At 28.8% G+C, this 18121-nt stretch carries 21 protein-coding genes and 2 other annotated features (1 of these 23 only partly in view); of the genes, 6 read left to right on the top strand and 15 right to left on the bottom strand.

Going from position 1 to position 18121, the window contains the following annotated elements; all coding sequences use genetic code 11:
* Positions 1-26, bottom strand: a binding site (T-box leader) (it extends 199 nt beyond the left edge of the window).
* Positions 27-109: 83 nt separating this feature from the next.
* The 5 genes from L3B98_RS06160 to ytxC form a co-directional block, all read right to left on the bottom strand.
* On the bottom strand, positions 110-895 hold the full coding sequence (locus tag L3B98_RS06160; RefSeq protein WP_238915980.1) for an RNA methyltransferase: 786 nt from the start codon (positions 893-895) through the stop codon (positions 110-112).
* A 227-nt stretch (positions 896-1122) separates the two neighbouring features.
* Complete coding sequence (rplT, locus tag L3B98_RS06155) at positions 1123-1482, bottom strand: 50S ribosomal protein L20 (RefSeq protein ID WP_015392701.1); 360 nt, start codon at positions 1480-1482, stop codon at positions 1123-1125.
* Between the two features lie 28 nt (positions 1483-1510).
* Entirely contained in the window at positions 1511-1708 is a 198-nt protein-coding gene (gene rpmI / locus L3B98_RS06150; RefSeq protein ID WP_015392700.1) for a 50S ribosomal protein L35, read from the bottom strand.
* Between the two features lie 20 nt (positions 1709-1728).
* Positions 1729-2250 (bottom strand): translation initiation factor IF-3, encoded by a 522-nt coding sequence (gene infC, locus L3B98_RS06145; RefSeq protein WP_238915979.1) that lies wholly within the window; start codon positions 2248-2250, stop codon positions 1729-1731.
* A gap of 15 nt (positions 2251-2265) precedes the next feature.
* Positions 2266-2393: a sequence feature (ribosomal protein L20 leader region), on the bottom strand.
* Positions 2394-2422: 29 nt separating this feature from the next.
* Positions 2423-3322 carry a putative sporulation protein YtxC gene (gene ytxC / locus L3B98_RS06140; protein WP_077362777.1) on the bottom strand — a complete coding sequence of 300 codons (900 nt, stop codon included), beginning with the start codon at positions 3320-3322 and terminating at the stop codon, positions 2423-2425.
* 332 nt (positions 3323-3654) lie between these two features.
* Here ytxC and L3B98_RS06135 point away from each other — a divergent pair, with 332 nt between their 5' ends.
* Positions 3655-4359, top strand: coding sequence for a DUF6873 family GME fold protein (locus tag L3B98_RS06135; protein ID WP_015392697.1), 705 nt, complete (start codon positions 3655-3657; stop codon positions 4357-4359).
* 112 nt (positions 4360-4471) lie between these two features.
* On the opposite strand, the gene L3B98_RS06130 is transcribed toward L3B98_RS06135, so the two are convergent.
* A complete protein-coding gene (locus tag L3B98_RS06130) occupies positions 4472-4633 on the bottom strand; it encodes a hypothetical protein (RefSeq protein WP_015392696.1) in 162 nt (53 codons plus the stop codon).
* Positions 4634-4944: 311 nt separating this feature from the next.
* Here L3B98_RS06130 and L3B98_RS06125 point away from each other — a divergent pair, with 311 nt between their 5' ends.
* Complete coding sequence (locus tag L3B98_RS06125; protein WP_015392695.1) at positions 4945-6501, top strand: ABC-F family ATP-binding cassette domain-containing protein; 1557 nt, start codon at positions 4945-4947, stop codon at positions 6499-6501.
* Between the two features lie 86 nt (positions 6502-6587).
* Here L3B98_RS06125 and L3B98_RS06120 read toward each other — a convergent pair whose 3' ends face one another.
* Positions 6588-6908, bottom strand: a complete 321-nt coding sequence (locus tag L3B98_RS06120) for a helix-turn-helix domain-containing protein (protein WP_238915978.1) — start codon at positions 6906-6908, stop codon at positions 6588-6590.
* A gap of 125 nt (positions 6909-7033) precedes the next feature.
* On the opposite strand from L3B98_RS06120, the gene L3B98_RS06115 reads away from it, so the two are divergent.
* The 3 genes from L3B98_RS06115 (at position 7034) to ilvA (ending at position 10288) form a co-directional block, all read left to right on the top strand.
* Positions 7034-7822 carry an amidohydrolase family protein gene (locus L3B98_RS06115; protein WP_238915977.1) on the top strand — a complete coding sequence of 263 codons (789 nt, stop codon included), beginning with the start codon at positions 7034-7036 and terminating at the stop codon, positions 7820-7822.
* Between the two features lie 617 nt (positions 7823-8439).
* Positions 8440-8862: a YjdF family protein gene (locus L3B98_RS06110; protein ID WP_238915976.1), complete on the top strand. Its 423-nt coding sequence runs from the start codon at positions 8440-8442 to the stop codon at positions 8860-8862.
* A gap of 205 nt (positions 8863-9067) precedes the next feature.
* Entirely contained in the window at positions 9068-10288 is a 1221-nt protein-coding gene (gene ilvA / locus L3B98_RS06105) for a threonine ammonia-lyase (RefSeq protein WP_238915975.1), read from the top strand.
* 169 nt (positions 10289-10457) lie between these two features.
* On the opposite strand, the gene L3B98_RS06100 is transcribed toward ilvA, so the two are convergent.
* From L3B98_RS06100 to L3B98_RS06080, 5 genes are all read right to left on the bottom strand, one after another.
* Positions 10458-10943, bottom strand: coding sequence for a cupin domain-containing protein (locus L3B98_RS06100; protein WP_238915974.1), 486 nt, complete (start codon positions 10941-10943; stop codon positions 10458-10460).
* A 23-nt stretch (positions 10944-10966) separates the two neighbouring features.
* Positions 10967-11632: an HAD family phosphatase gene (locus tag L3B98_RS06095; RefSeq protein WP_238915973.1), complete on the bottom strand. Its 666-nt coding sequence runs from the start codon at positions 11630-11632 to the stop codon at positions 10967-10969.
* Positions 11633-11798: 166 nt separating this feature from the next.
* Positions 11799-12419, bottom strand: a complete 621-nt coding sequence (locus L3B98_RS06090; RefSeq protein ID WP_015392686.1) for a DUF5105 domain-containing protein — start codon at positions 12417-12419, stop codon at positions 11799-11801.
* A 339-nt stretch (positions 12420-12758) separates the two neighbouring features.
* A complete protein-coding gene (gene udk, locus L3B98_RS06085) occupies positions 12759-13376 on the bottom strand; it encodes a uridine kinase (RefSeq protein WP_015392685.1) in 618 nt (205 codons plus the stop codon).
* Between the two features lie 187 nt (positions 13377-13563).
* A complete protein-coding gene (locus L3B98_RS06080; protein WP_238915972.1) occupies positions 13564-14373 on the bottom strand; it encodes a hypothetical protein in 810 nt (269 codons plus the stop codon).
* A 213-nt stretch (positions 14374-14586) separates the two neighbouring features.
* Between L3B98_RS06080 and L3B98_RS06075 the strand changes: the two genes are divergently transcribed.
* On the top strand, positions 14587-14742 hold the full coding sequence (locus L3B98_RS06075) for a hypothetical protein (protein WP_015392683.1): 156 nt from the start codon (positions 14587-14589) through the stop codon (positions 14740-14742).
* 52 nt (positions 14743-14794) lie between these two features.
* Here L3B98_RS06075 and L3B98_RS06070 read toward each other — a convergent pair whose 3' ends face one another.
* The 3 genes from L3B98_RS06070 to L3B98_RS06060 all read right to left on the bottom strand — a co-directional run bounded on the left by L3B98_RS06070 (position 14795) and on the right by L3B98_RS06060 (position 18110).
* Positions 14795-14950, bottom strand: coding sequence for a zinc-ribbon domain-containing protein (locus L3B98_RS06070; RefSeq protein ID WP_238915971.1), 156 nt, complete (start codon positions 14948-14950; stop codon positions 14795-14797).
* A 519-nt stretch (positions 14951-15469) separates the two neighbouring features.
* The gene (locus L3B98_RS06065) at positions 15470-16765 is read right to left on the bottom strand and encodes a homoserine dehydrogenase (RefSeq protein ID WP_238915970.1); all 1296 of its coding nucleotides are present in this window, start codon (positions 16763-16765) and stop codon (positions 15470-15472) included.
* Positions 16766-17042: 277 nt separating this feature from the next.
* Positions 17043-18110, bottom strand: a complete 1068-nt coding sequence (locus tag L3B98_RS06060) for a glycoside hydrolase family 99-like domain-containing protein (RefSeq protein WP_015392680.1) — start codon at positions 18108-18110, stop codon at positions 17043-17045.
* Positions 18111-18121: the final 11 nt, after the last annotated feature.

Below are 18121 nucleotides of genomic sequence, written 5' to 3'. Positions count from 1 at the left end.
TTTACTTTCTCATTCACAGTTTTAAATATCCAATTAATACAATTCATTATACAAATAAATTTATAAAATATCAATATATTTTTCAAAATTTATGCATAAATTCATTATTTTATTTAGGTTGATTTTGTCTTACTTTTTCATACATAATAACAGAGGCAGCTATTGCCACATTTAAAGATTCAGCATTGCCTGGCATTGGTATCTTAACTTTAGTAGCAGCCATATCCAGAACTTCTGAACTAACTCCATTTCCTTCATTTCCAACAGTTAAAAGAACCTTTCCTCTTAAATCCGCTTGAAAAAAGTTTTTATCTGTATCTAAGGATGTAACTACTAAATTGAATCCTTTTTCCTTTAATTCGTTTACCAAAGAGAAATTCTCGTCATCATAATGAATAGGAATATAAAATATAGATCCCATTGTAGATCTGATTGTTTTTTCATTATATATGTCCACGGTTCCTTTTGTTAGTATAATACCCTGCACTCCTGCTGCATGCGCTGTTCTTATTATAGTCCCAAGATTCCCTGGATCCTGCAGCTTATCACAAAGTAAATAAAAATCTCCATCAGAATTTAATATTCTAGCATTCATATTTATAACTGCAAGTATTCCTTGAGGATTTTCTGTTGAAATAAGCTCTTTAAACAAATTTGCTGCTATTTTATAAATTTTAATCTCTTCATTAATATATTCGCCTAAAAATTCATCAATTTTATTTACTGCATCTTCTGCTACAATCAAATAATCTACATGAACTTTTGCTTTAAATGCTTCTTGAACCAATCTAAAACCTTCAATTATGTACTTGCTGGTTTTATTTCTGTTTTTTCTTTCTTTAAGCTTCTTTGTATTTTTAAACAAACTATTTTCTTTACTTTCAATAAATATCAAAGCACTACACCTCAAAATCACAAGAATATTTTAATTTATGCAAGAATAACAGTAACTTCTTGCCAATTTGTAACTCTAATTTGACATAAGCAGTGAACCCAAATCTATGATTTGGCGTGAATCGTGTGCTTAGCGAACGAATGCGAGTCGAGTTTCCTCTAATCATTCTAACTCTTGTTTATATTTGTATATAAAAATAAAATGCGGTCTAAACCGCATTTTATGTATTAAGCATTTAATTGTTTTTTAGCAACTTCCACTAATTCAGCAAATGCTTTTGGATCGTTTATAGCTATTTCAGATAACATCTTTCTGTTGATGTCGATTCCAGCTAATTTGATTCCGTTCATAAATTTAGAATATGATAAGTTGTTTATTCTTGTTGCAGCATTAATTCTTGCAATCCATAAACTTCTGTAATCTCTCTTCTTATTCTTTCTACCAACGTAAGAATTTCTTAACGCTCTGATTACTGATTCATTAGCAGTTTTAAATAACTTACTCTTTCCACCGTAGTATCCCTTTGCAAGTTTTAAAACTTTTTTATGATTTTTACGAGAATTCTTTGCTCTCTTTACTCTTGCCATTACTTAAACCTCCTGCACTACCTCTATATTATAGGTATGGTAATAATTTCTTCATTACTTTTTCTTGTGACTTTGAAACATATCCAGCTTTTCTAAGATTTCTCTTAGTCTTTGAACTCTTCTTAGTTAAGATATGACTCTTAAACGCTTTAGCTCTCTTAAGCTTTCCTGTACCTGTCTTTCTGAATCTTTTTGCTGCACCTCTATGACTTTTCATTTTTGGCATGATTAAATCCTCCTCTCAAGTTATGCCTTTTTAGGCCCTAAAACCATTGTCATGCTTCTGCCTTCTCTTTTTGGTCTTTTTTCTACTAGGCAGACATCTTCTAATTTAGAAGCAAAGTTATCAAGAATCTTTTGTCCTACATGACCAAGTTCCATCTCTCTACCTCTAAATCTAACAGTGATTTTAACTTTATCTCCATCTAATAGGAACTTTCTAGCATTCTTTGCTTTTATGTCAATATCATGTTCCTCAATAGTTAGACTTACTCTTACTTCTTTAATACTAACAATTTTTTGCTTTTTCTTAGCTTCTTTTTCTTTCTTTGATTGCTCATAAATGTACTTACCAAAGTCCATAATCTTACAAACTGGTGGTTTTGCACTAGGAGAAATCATTACTAAGTCAAGCTCTTTTTCTTCAGCAAGTCTTCTTGCTTCAGCTGCTGTGATGACACCTAGTTGTTCACCCTCGCTGCCTATTACTCTAAGTTCTTTTTCTCTAATTTCTTCATTCATTGGAAAATCTTTATTAATATTTTTCACCTCCGAAAAATTATATGCATAATAAAAAGACGGCCTTCTAGCCGTCTCAAAATTATCAATACATATTGCACAGATATCCATAAACCATACTAGTAGTACTTATAACACTGCATGGTGAGAAACGGCTGTTTCTTCTTAACAAAGATGAGTATATCACCATTAATTATCCATGTCAATATTTTTTTAGTATTATTTTTTCACCTTTATATTCCTCACTACTTTTATAAAAAGCAACCTTGCTTTCAAACACCTTTTCAATCGTATCCAAAAATTCCTTATTGTCACAATTTTCTTTTCCATATATATTTATATTCTTAGGCGCATTTGTTATTAGTCCACTAATTAATATATCTTCCATATTTAAATCTGTACTGCTTCCCTCTATTTTTATATCACTTATAAAATTGTAATATAAATTTCTACCTTCCCTATCTCTAACTATATAATTATTATTTTCATCTATTACTATATTAATTTCTTCAATTTTGCATTCTTGTATTTCTACAAAATATTTTAACAGTTTTATGAATTCTTTATATTCTTTTTCTGCTATATAGCTTTCTACTACATTATCAATTATTTTTTCTATATAGATTCTAAGCTTTCTCATTCTAAAAGTTATAAAACCATCTATATTTATTTCTTGTTTTTCACTTATACAATCTCTAATTTTTTCAATCATTTCATTTATATTATTTAAACAATATATAGAATTTTCACCTTCTGTTTTTTCTTCGCACTTCAGTATTTTTAATATTTTATCTTCCACTTCAAATATTTCACTTTGCTTTAAGAAAAAAAAGTTGTCTGTTAAAAATTCCAGCATTTCTTTTTTTCTATAATTATCAATAACTATTCTATATAAAATATTACTAACATATAAGTTAATAATTTCTTTTATTTTCTCATTATAACAGTTATCTTCACATATTATCTTAATTATATGGATTTTCCCTTCAATACTTTCAACAAATCCAATTAAGATATTCTTTTTCTTAAGTAATTCTCTTAGCTCTTGCAAGTCATTAGAAAAGCTCAAGTCATCACTATAAGCTAATTTTAAAATAAGCATGGATTTCACTCCCTTCTTAATATTAGTATGTATTAAAAATTTATTGGTATGCAAAATTTATACTTAAATTTTAATTTTAAAATTGACATGTTAAATTATTCAGTTCACAATATATTTTGAGAAGTTTGTAGGTTAATAATTATTAATTATCCATTGTCAATTTATTGCAAACCAATTTTAGAATTTCTTAAATCCTTATGCATAATTCTGGCTTGAATATCTGCATATTATCAATAGGATTCTTTTAAACTTAAGGATTTCAAACGAAAATCAACTTTCAATAATCATTGAGTGTTTAACATTAATACTTGCTTACTATAAAGGAGAATAATATGCATTGCTTTGTCGATTATAGAATTACAAATGAAGAATTAAACAACCTTTTAAAATTAAATATGAACCCAATCCTAGTTCCAAAATGCAATTCTGTATATGAAGCTATAAATGGACACCCTGATATTCAATTAAATATCCTAAAAAACAATTCCTCAAACAAAGTTATTATTCAAAAAGATATTTCTCAAAATTTCAAGAATATTTTGATTGACAATGACATAGATTTTATTGTTTCTATAAATTCATTGTCCTATACATATCCTAATGACATTATTTTAAATTCTTTAATTTTAGAAAATCACTTTATTCACAATTTAAAATTTACAGATAAAAATCTTTTAGCTTCTCAATTAACTAAAATCAAAATCAATGTATCTCAAGGATATACAAAATGCTCTGTTCTCCCTGTCAGAGATAAGGCATTAATAACAAGTGATAAAGGAATTTTTAAAGCCTTACAAGAATATGATTTTGATATTCTCTTACTTCCTCCCGGAGATATATCACTACCTTCACTAAACTACGGTTTTATAGGCGGGGTTGGCGGAATGATTTCTTTAAACAGAATGGCCTTCTTTGGTGATTTAGATTGCTACAGCTGGGGAGATGAGATAAAAAAATTTCTTTACAAATATGACATCTCACCTATTGCACTTAGAAAAGGTAAATTAATAGATAGAGGTAGTTTACTTACCTTATAACCATTTCCACTATATAATATGATTTCTATATTTTTCTGTTACTTTTATGCGCAGCAATAGTTGAAAAAAGATAGTAATAATGCCTTTCAAAACATTTACTATCTTTTTATCTTTATCTGATAATCTTTTTTATCTCATTACTTATTTCCCCTGTTTTCTCCTTCATAATATCTCTAAAGGATCTTATTTCATCTCCCATATCTACCATTAGTATTTTCATTTCACCTTTCATCTTTTCTGCTTTCTCCTTTATTCCTTTAATTAGTTCTTCCATTATTTTTTCTCCTCTCGTAAAATATTTATTATTCCAAAACTTTATTAAAAATTTTATGCTATAAGTTTGCCCCAAAATAGGAATATTATTTATAAAAATTTTATTTTTCGAGTCTTTTACAATATAAAACTATAATATTTTTATCTTATTAAAATTTATTTTGACATAGTAGCTTTGTATCATTTAAACTATTAGCAGTGTGTAATTTTCAGTTATAAAGAAAGTTAGTTAAATTGGAATTTATAATTGATCATTTTTACTAGTAATTAAAAATTAATAATTAATCATAACTTTATTCAAGGAGGATATTAATGAGTATACTTACTGTAAAAAATATGAACCACGGATTTGGTGATAGAGCTATTTTCGAAGAAGTTTCATTTAGATTATTAAAGGGAGAACATGTTGGTCTTATTGGTGCTAATGGTGAAGGTAAATCAACATTTATGAATATAGTAACTGGAAAGCTTATGCCTGATGAAGGCGATGTTATTTGGTCTAATAATGTTAGAGTTGGTTATATGGATCAACATGCAGCCTTAGAAAAAGGTCAAAGCATACGAGATGCATTAAGAGACGCCTTTAAATATCTTTTTGATTTAGAAACTGAAATGAATACTTTATATGAAAAGATGGGCGATTGTACTGAAGATGAATTAACTAAAATGCTTGATAGAACAGCCGTAATTCAAGATATGTTAGACCATAATGGTTTTTATGTAATTGATCCAAAGGTTGAAGAAGTTGCAAAAGGACTTGGACTTCTAGATTTAGGTTTAGATAGAGATGTAGATGATTTATCTGGAGGACAAAGAACTAAAATCCTTCTAGGTAAGTTATTACTACAATCCCCAGATATATTACTTTTAGATGAGCCTACTAACTACCTTGATGAGGAACATGTAGAATGGCTTAAAAGATATCTTCAATCATATGAAAATGCCTTTATTTTAATTTCACATGATATTCCTTTTTTAAATTCAGTAGTAAATTTAATATATCATGTAGATGAAAGAAAACTTACAAGATATGTTGGAGATTATGATGAGTTTCAAAGAATATATGCAATAAATAAAGAAAAATTAGAAGCTGCCTTTGAAAAGCAACAAAAAGAAATAGCTAGACTTGAAGATTTTGTTGCTAGAAATAAGGCAAATGTTGCTACAGCTAATATGGCAAAATCTAGACAAAAGAAGCTTGATAAAATGGACATAATTGAACTTTCAAAGGAAAAACCAAAGCCAGAATTTGTTTTCAAAACTGCTAGGGCTTCTGGAAAAGCTATATTCGAAACTAAAGATTTAGTTATCGGCTATGACTCTCCTCTTACAAAACCTCTTAATTTATATATGGAAAGAGGACAAAAAATAGCTTTAGTTGGAGCTAATGGTCTTGGTAAATCAACTTTACTTAAAAGCTTACTTGGACAAATAAAACCAATAAGCGGAGAAGTTCATCTTGGAGATTATCAATACATAGGTTACTTTGAACAAGAAGATAGAGGAAATAATACAAATACATGTATAGAAGAGGTATGGCAGGAATTCCCTGGATATACTCAATATCAAATAAGAGCTGCTCTTGCAAAATGCGGCCTTACAACAAAACAGCTTGAATCGCAAATAAGAGTTTTATCTGGTGGAGAAGCTGCAAAAGTTAGACTTTGCAAAATCATTAATAACGAAACAAATATATTAATCTTAGACGAACCTACTAACCACTTAGATGTCGATGCAAAAGATGAATTAAAAAGAGCCCTTAAAGAATATAAAGGAACAATCCTATTAGTTTCACATGAACCTGAATTTTATAGGGATATAATCACTGAAACTTGGAATTGTGAAGATTGGACAACAAAAATTGTGTAAAACACGATGTATTGTATAAAATCATAATTATAACTATAAAAAGACATTAGTAATAACAATAGATATTATTAATGTCTTTTTCACGTTTATATATTTTCCTTCCCCCACTTACACATATCTCTAACAATAGGAATAAGACTTTGACCCTTTTGTGCTAAAGAATATTCAACTTTTGGAGGAATTTGAGGATATTCTTTTCTTAATATTATATTTTCATTTTCTAATTCTTTTAATTGGGAGCTTAACATCTTATGGGTAATTCCTTCAATATTCTTCTTTAATTCCCCATACCTTAAAGTTCCACTACATGCAAGTAAATAAATAATTTTCAACTTCCATTTTCCACTTACTATAGATAAAGTATATTCAAAAGGTTCTTTATTACTGACATAACACAGCTTTTCCATTTCTGACACTCTCCTTTATGATAGTATAGCACAAAAAAGTGCATACTTTCACAAAATTACAACTTCTGTATAATGTACTTATAAGGCCTTATGATAATACAATTATATAAAAAGGAATGATATAAATGATTATAGATGGACATTCGCATGTAATCTTGCCAGCTGAAAAACATATCCAAATAATGAACAAAGCTGGAGTCAATAAAACAATACTTTTTTCTACTTCAGTACATCCTGAAAATGCTAAAGATCTTAAAGAATTAAAAATAGAAATGAAAAAGTTAAATGATGTTGTGGGAGGAAAAAGCCCTTCATTAATATACACTAAACGTAAATCTATAGAGGAACTTATGACTGTTATTAAAAGCTACCCAGACAGATATATTGGCTTTGGAAATGTCCCCTTAGGAGTGAACGAAAATGAAACTAACTTATTTATTGGAGAAAATATAGCAAACAACAAACTTGCAGGCATAGGCGAATTTACTCCTGCAAGCGGACAAGTAAAATTATTAGACATCATTTTTAAAGCTTCCATGAACTTCGGAAGATTACCAATTTGGATACATGGCTTCAATCCTCTAGTTTTGCAGGATATAAAAAATATAGCGGCATTATGCAAGGCTTATCCTGATATACCTGTAATACTCGGACACTTAGGCGGAAGTAACTGGATGACAGCAATAGAACTTGCAAAGGAAATTCCAAATTTATATCTAGATACATCCGCATATTTCTCCACCCTTGTTTTAAAAATTGTTATAAATGATATCCCCCAAAAATGCATCTTTGGTGTGGACATGCCTTATGGGGATTTACAGTTATCATTAGATGCAGTAAGAAAAGTATGTAAAGATTCATATGTTGAAGATGCTGTTTTAGGTAACAATGTAGCAAAATTATTAAAGCTTTAACTTTTAATTTACGCTGCTAAAAATTTGTCCTTGACTACTATTAGTCAAGGCTATTTTTCTATACTAACACTATAATTATAACTAGAAATAAAAGTACATTGTGCTTCTCCTAAGTATATAGATATCCAAATGAATAATCAAACTTATAAATGGAATATACATGCATTATTGAGAAATTATAATCGTAACACTACACTAGAAATTAGATACATATTTGTGCAAGCGGCATATGAAATTAAGCTGTGATGGTTATTAGCAGAAGGTTGTTCCACTTTCTGCTTGTCATAAATTCATTTTAGGAACATGCAGAAATGGGTGCAACCTTCCACTTAGAACCCATCCAGCGAAAATTTCATTAGTCCGCTGTAATAAATATGTGTTTAATTTCGGTAAATTCCTCATATGTCTAATTCTTGCTTTTGATATCTATATATAAAAAGCAATTTTTAAGTTTCAATTTTATTTTCACTAATGCTATTCTTTGTTATAATTATTTATAAGAGATAAAAACACAGTTTCTGTTGGTAGTCAGAACCTATAATTAAATATAGCAGTAACCTGCCCTCCTGGGGTTGTCCATTCTCTGTGAATTTTATACAAACAGGAGGAATTTAACTATGATTTCACAAATCAAATTAACCGTTCTTTTTCAAGAACCTTTTTGGATTGGCATCTTTGAAATTAATGAAGCTAATGAATACAAAGTATGCAAGATTACTTTTGGAGCGGAGCCAAAGGATGAACAAACTTATGAATTTATATTAAAAAGGTTTTACTCATTAAACTTTAGCCATCCAATAATATCAGTTAACAACAGTTTTACTGAAAAAAGACAAAATCCCAAAAGACTGCAACGAAGCATTCAAAAAGAAACTTCTACAAAAGGAATTAGTACTAAAGCTCAAATAGCTATGCAATTACAACATGAAAAATGTAAAATTGAACACAAGAAAAAATCCAAAGATCAAAGAGAACAGGAGGAACAAAGACAATTTGATTTAAAAAGAAAGAAAAAACTAAAAAAACATAAAGGTCATTAGTTAACTTTGGGCGGTAAATAATTTTCATTAAAAATTATTTACTGCCCTTTTATTAAATCTTATAGTTCTAGTTAACTTTCGGTATATTTTCCTTTATCAAATTTCAGCATTAACAAAAAGAGTCTCTTGACATAAAATACTGACATGTTATCATAAAAATATTGAGATAAAATAGTTATCTTTAACTAAAAGGGGGCAATATAAAATGATGACATTAGATAAGTTTGAAGAAGCATATGAAGTTGTACAAAAAGTAATCCTAAAAACAAAACTAGTTTATAGCGATTATTATTCAGATATAACAAAGAATAAAATTTACTTCAAACCTGAAAACATGCAAAAGACAGGTGCTTATAAAATAAGAGGTGCTTACTATAAAATAAGTACTCTTAGCGAAAAAGACAGAAACAAAGGCCTTATCACAGCTTCTGCTGGGAATCATGCTCAAGGGGTTGCATATGCTGCTAAAGAGTATAACACTAAAGCTGTAATAGTTATGCCAACCACAACACCTCTTATGAAAGTAAATCGTACTAAAGCATACGGAGCAGAAGTAATTTTACATGGGGATGTTTATGATGAAGCTTGCAATTATGCTTTAGAGCTTGCTGAAAAAGAAGGCTATACCTTTATTCATCCTTTTGATGATTTAGATGTTGCTACTGGACAAGGGTCTATTGCAATGGAAATTATCAAAGAACTTCCAACGGTAGATATTATTTTAGTGCCAATTGGTGGTGGTGGATTAGCTTGTGGAGTTTCAACTTTAGCAAAGCTTCTTAACCCAAATATAAAAGTAATAGGAGTTGAACCTGCCGGAGCAAACTGTATGCAAGCTTCTATAAAGGCTGGAGAAGTCGTTACTTTGCCTTTAGTAAATACTATAGCAGATGGTACAGCTGTAAAAACTCCTGGTTCTAAAATCTTTCCTTTTATAAAAGAAAATCTTGATGATATCATTACTATTGAAGATCACGAGTTAATTGGAGCTTTTCTTGATATGTTAGAAAATCATAAAATGCTTGCAGAAAATTCAGGCTTATTAACAGTTGCTGCACTTAAACATTTAAATGTACAAGACAAAAAAGTTGTTTCTATAATAAGTGGTGGAAATATGGATGTAATAACTTTTGCATCTTTAGTCCAACATGGACTAATTGAGAGAGAGCGTATTTGCAGTGTTTCAGTATTACTTCCAGATAAGCCAGGAGAATTAACAAATGTATCAAAAGTAATAGCAGAAGCTCAAGGAAATATAATAAAGCTTGATCATAATCAATTTGTAAGCATAAATAGAAATAATGCTGTTGAACTAGATATTACAATGGAAACTTTTGGCCACGATCATAAAGAAGCTATCATTAAAGCCCTTATTGATAACGGCTATGATCCTAAAGTAATCCAACCTAAAATGATATATCAATAAAATCGCAGGTATATTAAAAATGCGTTTCAAAATGAATTGAAGCGCATTTTTAATATTTATAATTATGTAAGTTCTAATTACAATTATGCATCGTTATTTATGAAATCCTAAAATGATTTCAGGACTAATTACAATTAATAATCGAACATTGACAATTAGAACATATAATCTATCTTGTTAATTTTAAAATAATTTCTTTAAATATTGGATATTTATCTAATAAATAATTTCTTTCAAATAACTCAAAATCCTTAAATTCAAATCCTGGTGCAACCATACACCCCACTAAAGCATAGCCACTATTATTCATTGCAGAACCAAATATATATCCTTTTGGAACTAATACTTGAGGTTTTTCCCCATTTTCAATATCTAGTCCAAGCTGTTCTATTATAAGCTCTCCTTCTGGATTAATCATATAAATAGTCAAAGAGGAACCAGCATGATAATACCACATTTCATCAGATTTTAATCTATGAAAATTTGAAACTTCACCATCTCTAAGTAAAAAATATATAGTAGTCCAAAGCTTTCGTGGTTCGTTTATATTTTCAACGGACACATTATCTTCTGAATCATAAACCTCTTTATAAAATCCACCTTCTTGATGCGGGATCATGTCTAATTGTTTTACGAAATAATCTGCTGTATACATCTAAATTCTCCTTATCTCAAAACTCAATTTTTTCCAACTTCATCTAAGTATTCCTTCACTTCAAAGAGACTTTTGCAAACTTTAAAGGCTAAAGCTTTTGTTTCAATTTCTAATTGTTTCATGTCAGGAACATGTATTCCAATCATTTCAGCAGCATGAGCAGCCGTTATTCCAGCATCAGAATCTTCAATTACAATACATTTTTCAGCTTTAACTCCAAGACCTTTTGCAGCCTTTAAAAAAATTTCAGGATTTGGCTTAGAATTTTCAACCTCATCACCGCAAACCACAAAATCAACTTTAGCTTTAACTTTAGCCTCTTCTAACAATTGAAGTGCTCGCTCTCTTCTAGTAGAAGTAGCAACTGCTATCTTATAGCCATTTTCCTTTAAATAGTCCATTAATTCATGTACTCCTGGCTTTACTATTACACCGTCTCTATCAGTAACTTCATATGCTAAGTCTGCTTTCTTTCTATAAATTGTTTCAAATGGAAAATCGTCACCATATTCCTTTTTCATTATATCTTCTATCCCAGCATAATTTCTTCCTATTACCTTTAAATAAAACTTTTCATCAATTTCGTAATTATATTCCTTAAAAACTTCTTGAAAACACTTAAAAGAAATTCTTTCAGAATCTATTATCACTCCATCCATATCAAAAATTATTCCTTGAATCTTGTTCATCTTTACTTTCTCCTCTTCGTAAAAATATTGCTTTCTTATCTATATTAACATTTTATTTTAAACTTTCCAACTTTTCACCTTGTCTATCCATTTTTTTATAACAAAACAAAAAAGTCCTAAAGTAATACACAAAATTACTTTAGGACACACATTATAGTTCTATTTATTATCCTGCCATTACTGTTGTCATAATATTTTTTACATCATCTTCACTTGGCACCCAAAGATTACCTTCTTTTGTTAGTGATATTGTAACAGACTTAGGTTGATCTTTTACTGTTCCTGCTGCAATTGCTTCACCAATAATCTTAAATGCTTCTTGATAAATTTCTTTTTCTGACATAGATGGATTTGCTAAAACCTTTTCCATAATTTTGCTTTGTCCATCTTTAACAATCTTCTCCATATCAAAAGGTTTTATTTTTACAGTAACTGTTGCTTTATTACCTTCAGAAGAAACTGGTGTTACTTCATAAGTTAATGTAGAAAGTCCCTTTAATATATTGCTTTTCAAAGTAGCCTTAACATCATCTGTTAATATACTGCTGTCCATTCCTGAAGCTTTAAAACTTTCATCAATAGCTGTATCTTCTTCTTTCTTAAAGTCAGTATAATCTTTTTCCTTTATACCGATTTTGTCCATATTAGTCTTATCATCCTTTAAAACTACATCTAAGAAAATTTTAGTAGTGTCTTCAGGTGATACTTTTGGACCACAAGAAACTAATACCATTACAGCCATTAAAGAAACTAAAACGACTGAAAAAACTTTTTTAAAATTTTTCATTTTATTTACCCCCTAAATAATTTTAACCTCTATAATTTTAACTTACATTCTAGATTATGGCAAATCACATTTCCTTATTTTTCATAAATAATCTTGTATTTGCTGAGAAATTCACTGTTTTTTAACCATTTTCATGCATTTTAGAATTTTAGTGCTAAATATAGACATTATTGATAGATATTTTTTTCTACTTTGCTGTATATTTTTAAATTTAACAATAATATTTTTCGTAAAAAATCAAATTACGAATCACAAAAGGCCTGCTGCGTATAAACACAACAGGCCTTAATATATTCACAAGACTTTATTTTAACAAGCTTGCCCATATGTACAAATCAATTAATATTTAATAAAATTTTTTATTCTCTCTAAAAGCATTTCTAACGCTACGGTATTTTCTCCACCTTCTGGAATTATTATGTCTGCTCTCCTTTTACTTGGATCAACAAATTCTTCATGCATTGGTTTAACAGTACTTAAATACTGATTTATAACAGAGTCTAGATCTCTTCCTCTTTCTTGAACATCTCTTAATAGCCTTCTTATTATACGTACATCTCCATCTGTATCAACAAAAACCTTTATGTCCATTAAATCACAAAGCTCCTTGTTTTCAAAAATTAATATTCCTTCAACAATAATAACCTTTGCAGGTTTAACCTCAATAGTTTCATTCATTCTTGTATGTTCAACAAATGAATAAACAGGATGATGTATCACTTTATTTTCCTTTAATTTTTTTAACTGTTCAATTAAAAGGTCAGTATCAAAAGAGTCAGGATGATCATAATTTAGCTTTTTTCTTTCTTCAAACGGAATACCTTCATTTGACTTATAATAATAATCATGACAAAGAATCACAATTTCATCATTAAAAACTTCCTTAATATTTTGAGCCAAAGTAGTTTTTCCAGACCCGCTTCCTCCAGCGATACCTATTACCATTACGTCTTGCATATCTTCCTCCATCTTAACTTAATACATAATAATATATATTAATAACATAAATTTAAAACAAACTCTATTTACTTGCCTATTAGATTTTATTATAAAACAAAAAAAAACACAACTCCTATTTAGTATTAAAACCCTCAAGGCTTCAATAAATAACAAGAGTTGATTTAATTTATTTTAAATCAATTTATCATAATGCATTTTTTTCAAAGATTGGTGAGCTTTTTTTATATAAGTACACAGTGAGATTTTTATTTTCTTTATTAGTATCTTTCAGCACAATTGCATTTTCTTTATTGTAACAATTACTATCTTCATTATCAAAAAAATCTATCGCTTTACTTACCATCTTTATTTGACCATCTTCTTTTTCATAAAATACAGGTAATTGATTATTTAATTCATTGCATGTATTATATGATCTCCTACTTATAAATAGAGTTTTCTTATGATTTTGCATATTTTTTATTCTCTCAGATAAAAATGTATTACTTTTATCTGATATATTCAAATTGTCTTCATAACGTTCTTTTTCCTTAATGTTAATGTTTTTTAATACACTATCTATCTTATTTATAAAAGAATCATATTTTCTTAACATATCTACTAATTCTGTATATTCATTAACATCCTCCCCATATTTAGTCCTAAAATCATAAAGCATATCCTCAACTTTTTCTCTATCATATATTCCTTTAAAAGCCAAATCCTTAGCTAAAATTTTCACTACATTATTTATACTATTATATTTAATATACTGTAACATTTTTATAATGTAAAATATAGCCAATGTACAGCATGGTATTGAAATTATAGGAAAATTAATTAGCAAGGCTCCAAGGAATATTAAAAGCATGAAATTTCTATTTGCGTCTTTATACACCTCAATACCTTTTAACAACTCTGGGTTATAGGAAAAAATCTTTTCTATCATCAATATTTCATTTTTCTTATTTATTCTTCTGTCACTTTTTATGCTCTTTCTATTATGCCCCCTCACGCTAACAACCTCCTTATGTTGCATTCTTTTCCTTAATTTTACAATACACAATAAATAATATCAAGCATAATAATTCCATATTTTTCTATTTTTTTCTCATTAATTCTTTATCATATTGTATATTTCCCATCAAAGGTTAATATAAAAATGAATATTTTTAGTTCAAAAAGCAAAAAACTATTATATAAATTTATTTTAAAGGAGATTAGTATTATGACAAAAGATAGCCAACCAGATAACAAACAAGCAAGAATGGAGAAATGTAATTATCAAACTCCAATAACTGAAGAAAATAACAATCACAATCCAAATAGAAAGAAACATTCAGTCAAACGAGAAGGCTTTAGAAGTGATCATATTAATTATTAAAATATAAAAAAGCTATAAGAATAAATCTTATAGCTTAATCTTCAAACAGAAACTATCTTCTGTTGTTTTGTTGCTTTCTAGCTCTTCTACAATCTCCACATCTTACTGGTTCATTTTCGAAACCTTTTTCTTTGTAGAATTCTTGTTCTCCAACTGTGAATATAAATTCTTTTCCACAATCTTTACATACTAATGTTTTATCTTCCATTTTCAATTCCTCCAATTTTAAGACTTAGTTAAATAATCTTTCTCTTATGGAGAAATTTTAAAATAAATAAATCTTGTATAAATTATGTCCTTCTCAGAACTATTTCATTATAACACATGCCAATTTAAATTACAATATCTATTTTTGCTAAACTGATACATTATAAACATAAAAAACCACTGTATTTTGAAGCTATCCAAATACAGTGATCCATATATTATTAAAAGGTAATATTTCAACAATAATATAGTATTAATATGTGGAAACTATATTATATAAATGATCAATTTTGCCATGGCAAGGCAAAATTGATCATTTAGAAATACACCTTTTGGGGGCTTAATAGGAATTCCAACATTCGTATAAAACAAAAAAAGAGATAATGCGGCCATACTTTGAGACCCCGTTATCTCTTATCTAAATCTATTCTAACAAATTTTTCATCAAAACTCAATATTTACTCTTAATATTTTTTATTTTCACTTTTGATGATAGTGTTTGTTCTATTTACTACTCAAATTATTTAAAATCCTCAATTCTTATTATATTATCTATATTACGAACTGATTTTAAATCTTTAATTTCTTTTACTGCACTTTCAATCTTATTTTCAAAAGTTTTATGGGTAACTAATACAATAGTTACTTGCCCATCCTCTTCGTCACCTTTTTGAATTACTGAACGTATACTTACATTGTGCTTTCCAAGAATTGCAGTTATTTCTCCTAACACACCAGATTCATCTAATACTGTTGCTCTAATATAATACTTGCTTTTGATATTACCTAACTCTAAAATTTCTCTTTTCCATAAGTTATTCTTAACTACTGGATTAGGGTTTTCTGTTTCAACATTACTTCTTACTATCGATACAATATCACTTACTACAGCACTACCTGTTGGGAGATCACCTGCACCTCTTCCATAAAACATTAAATCTCCAACAGCATTACCTCTTATAAATACAGCATTATATGAATCATAAACATTTGAAAGTGGGTGTTTTTTAGGAATCATTGTTGGATGAACTCTAAGTTCTACCTTTCCTTCAACTTCCTTTGCAATAGCAAGTAGTTTGATTCCCATCTTAAATTCTTTTGCATACTTCATATCTACAGCTTTAATATTAGTAATACCTTCTCTATATACATTATTTACATCAATTTTTGATCCAAAGGCTAATGATGCAAGTATTGCTAATTTATATTGAGCATCATATCCTTCAATATCTGATGTTGGGTCTGCTTCTGCATAACCCTTGTCTTGTGCTTCCTTTAATACATCATCGAAATCAGCACCTTCAAGTTCCATTTTACTTAAAATATAATTTGTTGTACCATTTACAATTCCATAAAGTGTTTCTATTTTATTAGCAGTTAAGCTTTCATCAATTCCTTTAATAATCGGAATTCCTCCTGCCACACTAGCCTCATAATTAAACATTATCCCTTTATCATCTGCTTTTTCAAAAAGTTCATCTCCACCAGTTGCAAGCAGCATTTTATTTGCAGTTACGATATGCTTTTTCTTATCCATACATTTAAGCATATATTCTCTAGCAGGCTCCATTCCCCCCATAACTTCAACAACAATTTTAATACTTTCATCATTTAAAATTTCGTCAAAATTTGTGGTTACAAGTTCATTTGGAATCTCTACACCTCTTGGTTTATTTTTATCTCTTACAAGAACTTTTACAACCTCAACTTCATATCCGCATCTTTTCATGATTTCTTCTTTATTAGAATTCAAAATCATCCAAACACCACGACCAACATTCCCCAATCCTAGTAGTGCTATTTTAACTTTTTTCATTTTGTGCCCCCCTTTGTTATATCTATTGTTAACAATAGTATACCTATTTATTATAATTCCTATATTAATTTTTGGCTATATTTTTTTATTTAATACACTATAATTTAAACAATAAATCACCATTTCTTATGTGCTCCATGGAAAAACCATAATATAACAAGTACTATTAAACAATATATTAATATAAATTTTGCCATTTTCTCTCCCAACTTTCTTACATTGTTTTTGTTTACTCCAGTCCCTCACATTAGTATAATTTAAAATTCCACTACTGTTTTCATCCTATAACTTTCCTAATAGCTTCTAAATATTTATATTTATACTTTTTATCTGGTTCTAAAAAAGTCCCTTCTCCCCACTCATTCCAGGCATTAATAAAAAGATACTCATTATTAACCTGCTTACTGAGATTATACTGAATACTAAAATATTTTCTAAATTTAGCTGGATTGGCTCCTGTTACAATCATTGCTCTTCTTCCCCATCTTGGACTATTATCCCAATCCACAAATCCCCCTAAATAGGTTGTCTTTTTATATGATCTATTTTTATTAATTATTCTATTCCATATCAATGAATATGAAATTTTATCATATACACTGATACCATTTTTGTTAAGTTTCTTTATAATAAATCTTATTCCTTGTTTCCACAATGGTAAATGATATCTTATGGTGTGCATTGGTTCCATTTCTAACTGAGCACTAGAATTATTTAAACAAAAAGCTTTTTGATGTCCTGTTAAAGTTTCGATTATATAAATACCATTAAAACCGTATTGAGTAAGTCTTTTTTCCCAATATTCTACCATCTCATAACATTTTTTAATATGACAAGCCCTATATAATATAAAAATAGGTTTATTATCTTTTTTAATATACCTTACATCCTTAAAAAATGGCAATAGATATTGAAGATGTTTTTCCCACTCTTCTTCTTCTCCATATTCTTGTGACATTAATATTTCTTTATCTCTACCATCCCAATTTCTCGTCCACGGTTCATTAGCCCATGATATACAAAAGGGGAATTCAATATTCTTGTTGTTCAACATATTCTCCATAGGTTTTTGTAATAGCTTTTTCCCTGAAAACCAATAATGATAATAGCAAAAGCCATAAATCCCATATTTCTCAGCTAAATTACATTGCCATTCTTGCATCTTTTTATCTAATAAGCAATAATATCTATTATTCAATGGTTCTTTGGGTTGATTATGGCCTTTGTATAGTGGTTTAGCTTTTTTAGTATTTGTCCATTCTGTAAATCCATTTCCCCACCACTTATTATTCTCCTCTATACAATGAAATTGTGGTAGATAGAATGCTATTATTTTAGGATTCATTACACCTACTC

The sequence above is a fragment of the Clostridium sp. YIM B02555 genome (assembly GCF_022320955.1).
In the GTDB taxonomy this organism is placed as follows: Bacteria; Bacillota; Clostridia; order Clostridiales; family Clostridiaceae; genus Clostridium; species Clostridium saccharoperbutylacetonicum.
This window is presented reverse-complemented; position numbering and strand designations above follow the sequence as displayed.

Excerpts from the sequence above, each read along its gene's own strand:
- rplT (WP_015392701.1), bottom strand. The coding sequence starts at position 1,482 with ATGGCAAGAGTAAAGAGAGCAAAGAATTCTCGTAAAAATCATAAAAAA.
- rpmI (WP_015392700.1), bottom strand. The coding sequence starts at position 1,708 with ATGCCAAAAATGAAAAGTCATAGAGGTGCAGCAAAAAGATTCAGAAAG.
- ytxC (WP_077362777.1), bottom strand. The coding sequence starts at position 3,322 with ATGCTTATTTTAAAATTAGCTTATAGTGATGACTTGAGCTTTTCTAAT.
- L3B98_RS06135 (WP_015392697.1), top strand. The coding sequence starts at position 3,655 with ATGCATTGCTTTGTCGATTATAGAATTACAAATGAAGAATTAAACAAC.
- L3B98_RS06130 (WP_015392696.1), bottom strand. The coding sequence starts at position 4,633 with ATGGAAGAACTAATTAAAGGAATAAAGGAGAAAGCAGAAAAGATGAAA.
- L3B98_RS06125 (WP_015392695.1), top strand. The coding sequence starts at position 4,945 with ATGAGTATACTTACTGTAAAAAATATGAACCACGGATTTGGTGATAGA.
- L3B98_RS06120 (WP_238915978.1), bottom strand. The coding sequence starts at position 6,908 with ATGGAAAAGCTGTGTTATGTCAGTAATAAAGAACCTTTTGAATATACT.
- L3B98_RS06115 (WP_238915977.1), top strand. The coding sequence starts at position 7,034 with ATGATTATAGATGGACATTCGCATGTAATCTTGCCAGCTGAAAAACAT.
- L3B98_RS06110 (WP_238915976.1), top strand. The coding sequence starts at position 8,440 with ATGATTTCACAAATCAAATTAACCGTTCTTTTTCAAGAACCTTTTTGG.
- ilvA (WP_238915975.1), top strand. The coding sequence starts at position 9,068 with ATGATGACATTAGATAAGTTTGAAGAAGCATATGAAGTTGTACAAAAA.
- L3B98_RS06100 (WP_238915974.1), bottom strand. The coding sequence starts at position 10,943 with ATGTATACAGCAGATTATTTCGTAAAACAATTAGACATGATCCCGCAT.
- L3B98_RS06095 (WP_238915973.1), bottom strand. The coding sequence starts at position 11,632 with ATGAACAAGATTCAAGGAATAATTTTTGATATGGATGGAGTGATAATA.
- L3B98_RS06090 (WP_015392686.1), bottom strand. The coding sequence starts at position 12,419 with ATGAAAAATTTTAAAAAAGTTTTTTCAGTCGTTTTAGTTTCTTTAATG.
- udk (WP_015392685.1), bottom strand. The coding sequence starts at position 13,376 with ATGCAAGACGTAATGGTAATAGGTATCGCTGGAGGAAGCGGGTCTGGA.
- L3B98_RS06075 (WP_015392683.1), top strand. The coding sequence starts at position 14,587 with ATGACAAAAGATAGCCAACCAGATAACAAACAAGCAAGAATGGAGAAA.
- L3B98_RS06070 (WP_238915971.1), bottom strand. The coding sequence starts at position 14,950 with ATGGAAGATAAAACATTAGTATGTAAAGATTGTGGAAAAGAATTTATA.
- L3B98_RS06065 (WP_238915970.1), bottom strand. The coding sequence starts at position 16,765 with ATGAAAAAAGTTAAAATAGCACTACTAGGATTGGGGAATGTTGGTCGT.
- L3B98_RS06060 (WP_015392680.1), bottom strand. The coding sequence starts at position 18,110 with ATGAATCCTAAAATAATAGCATTCTATCTACCACAATTTCATTGTATA.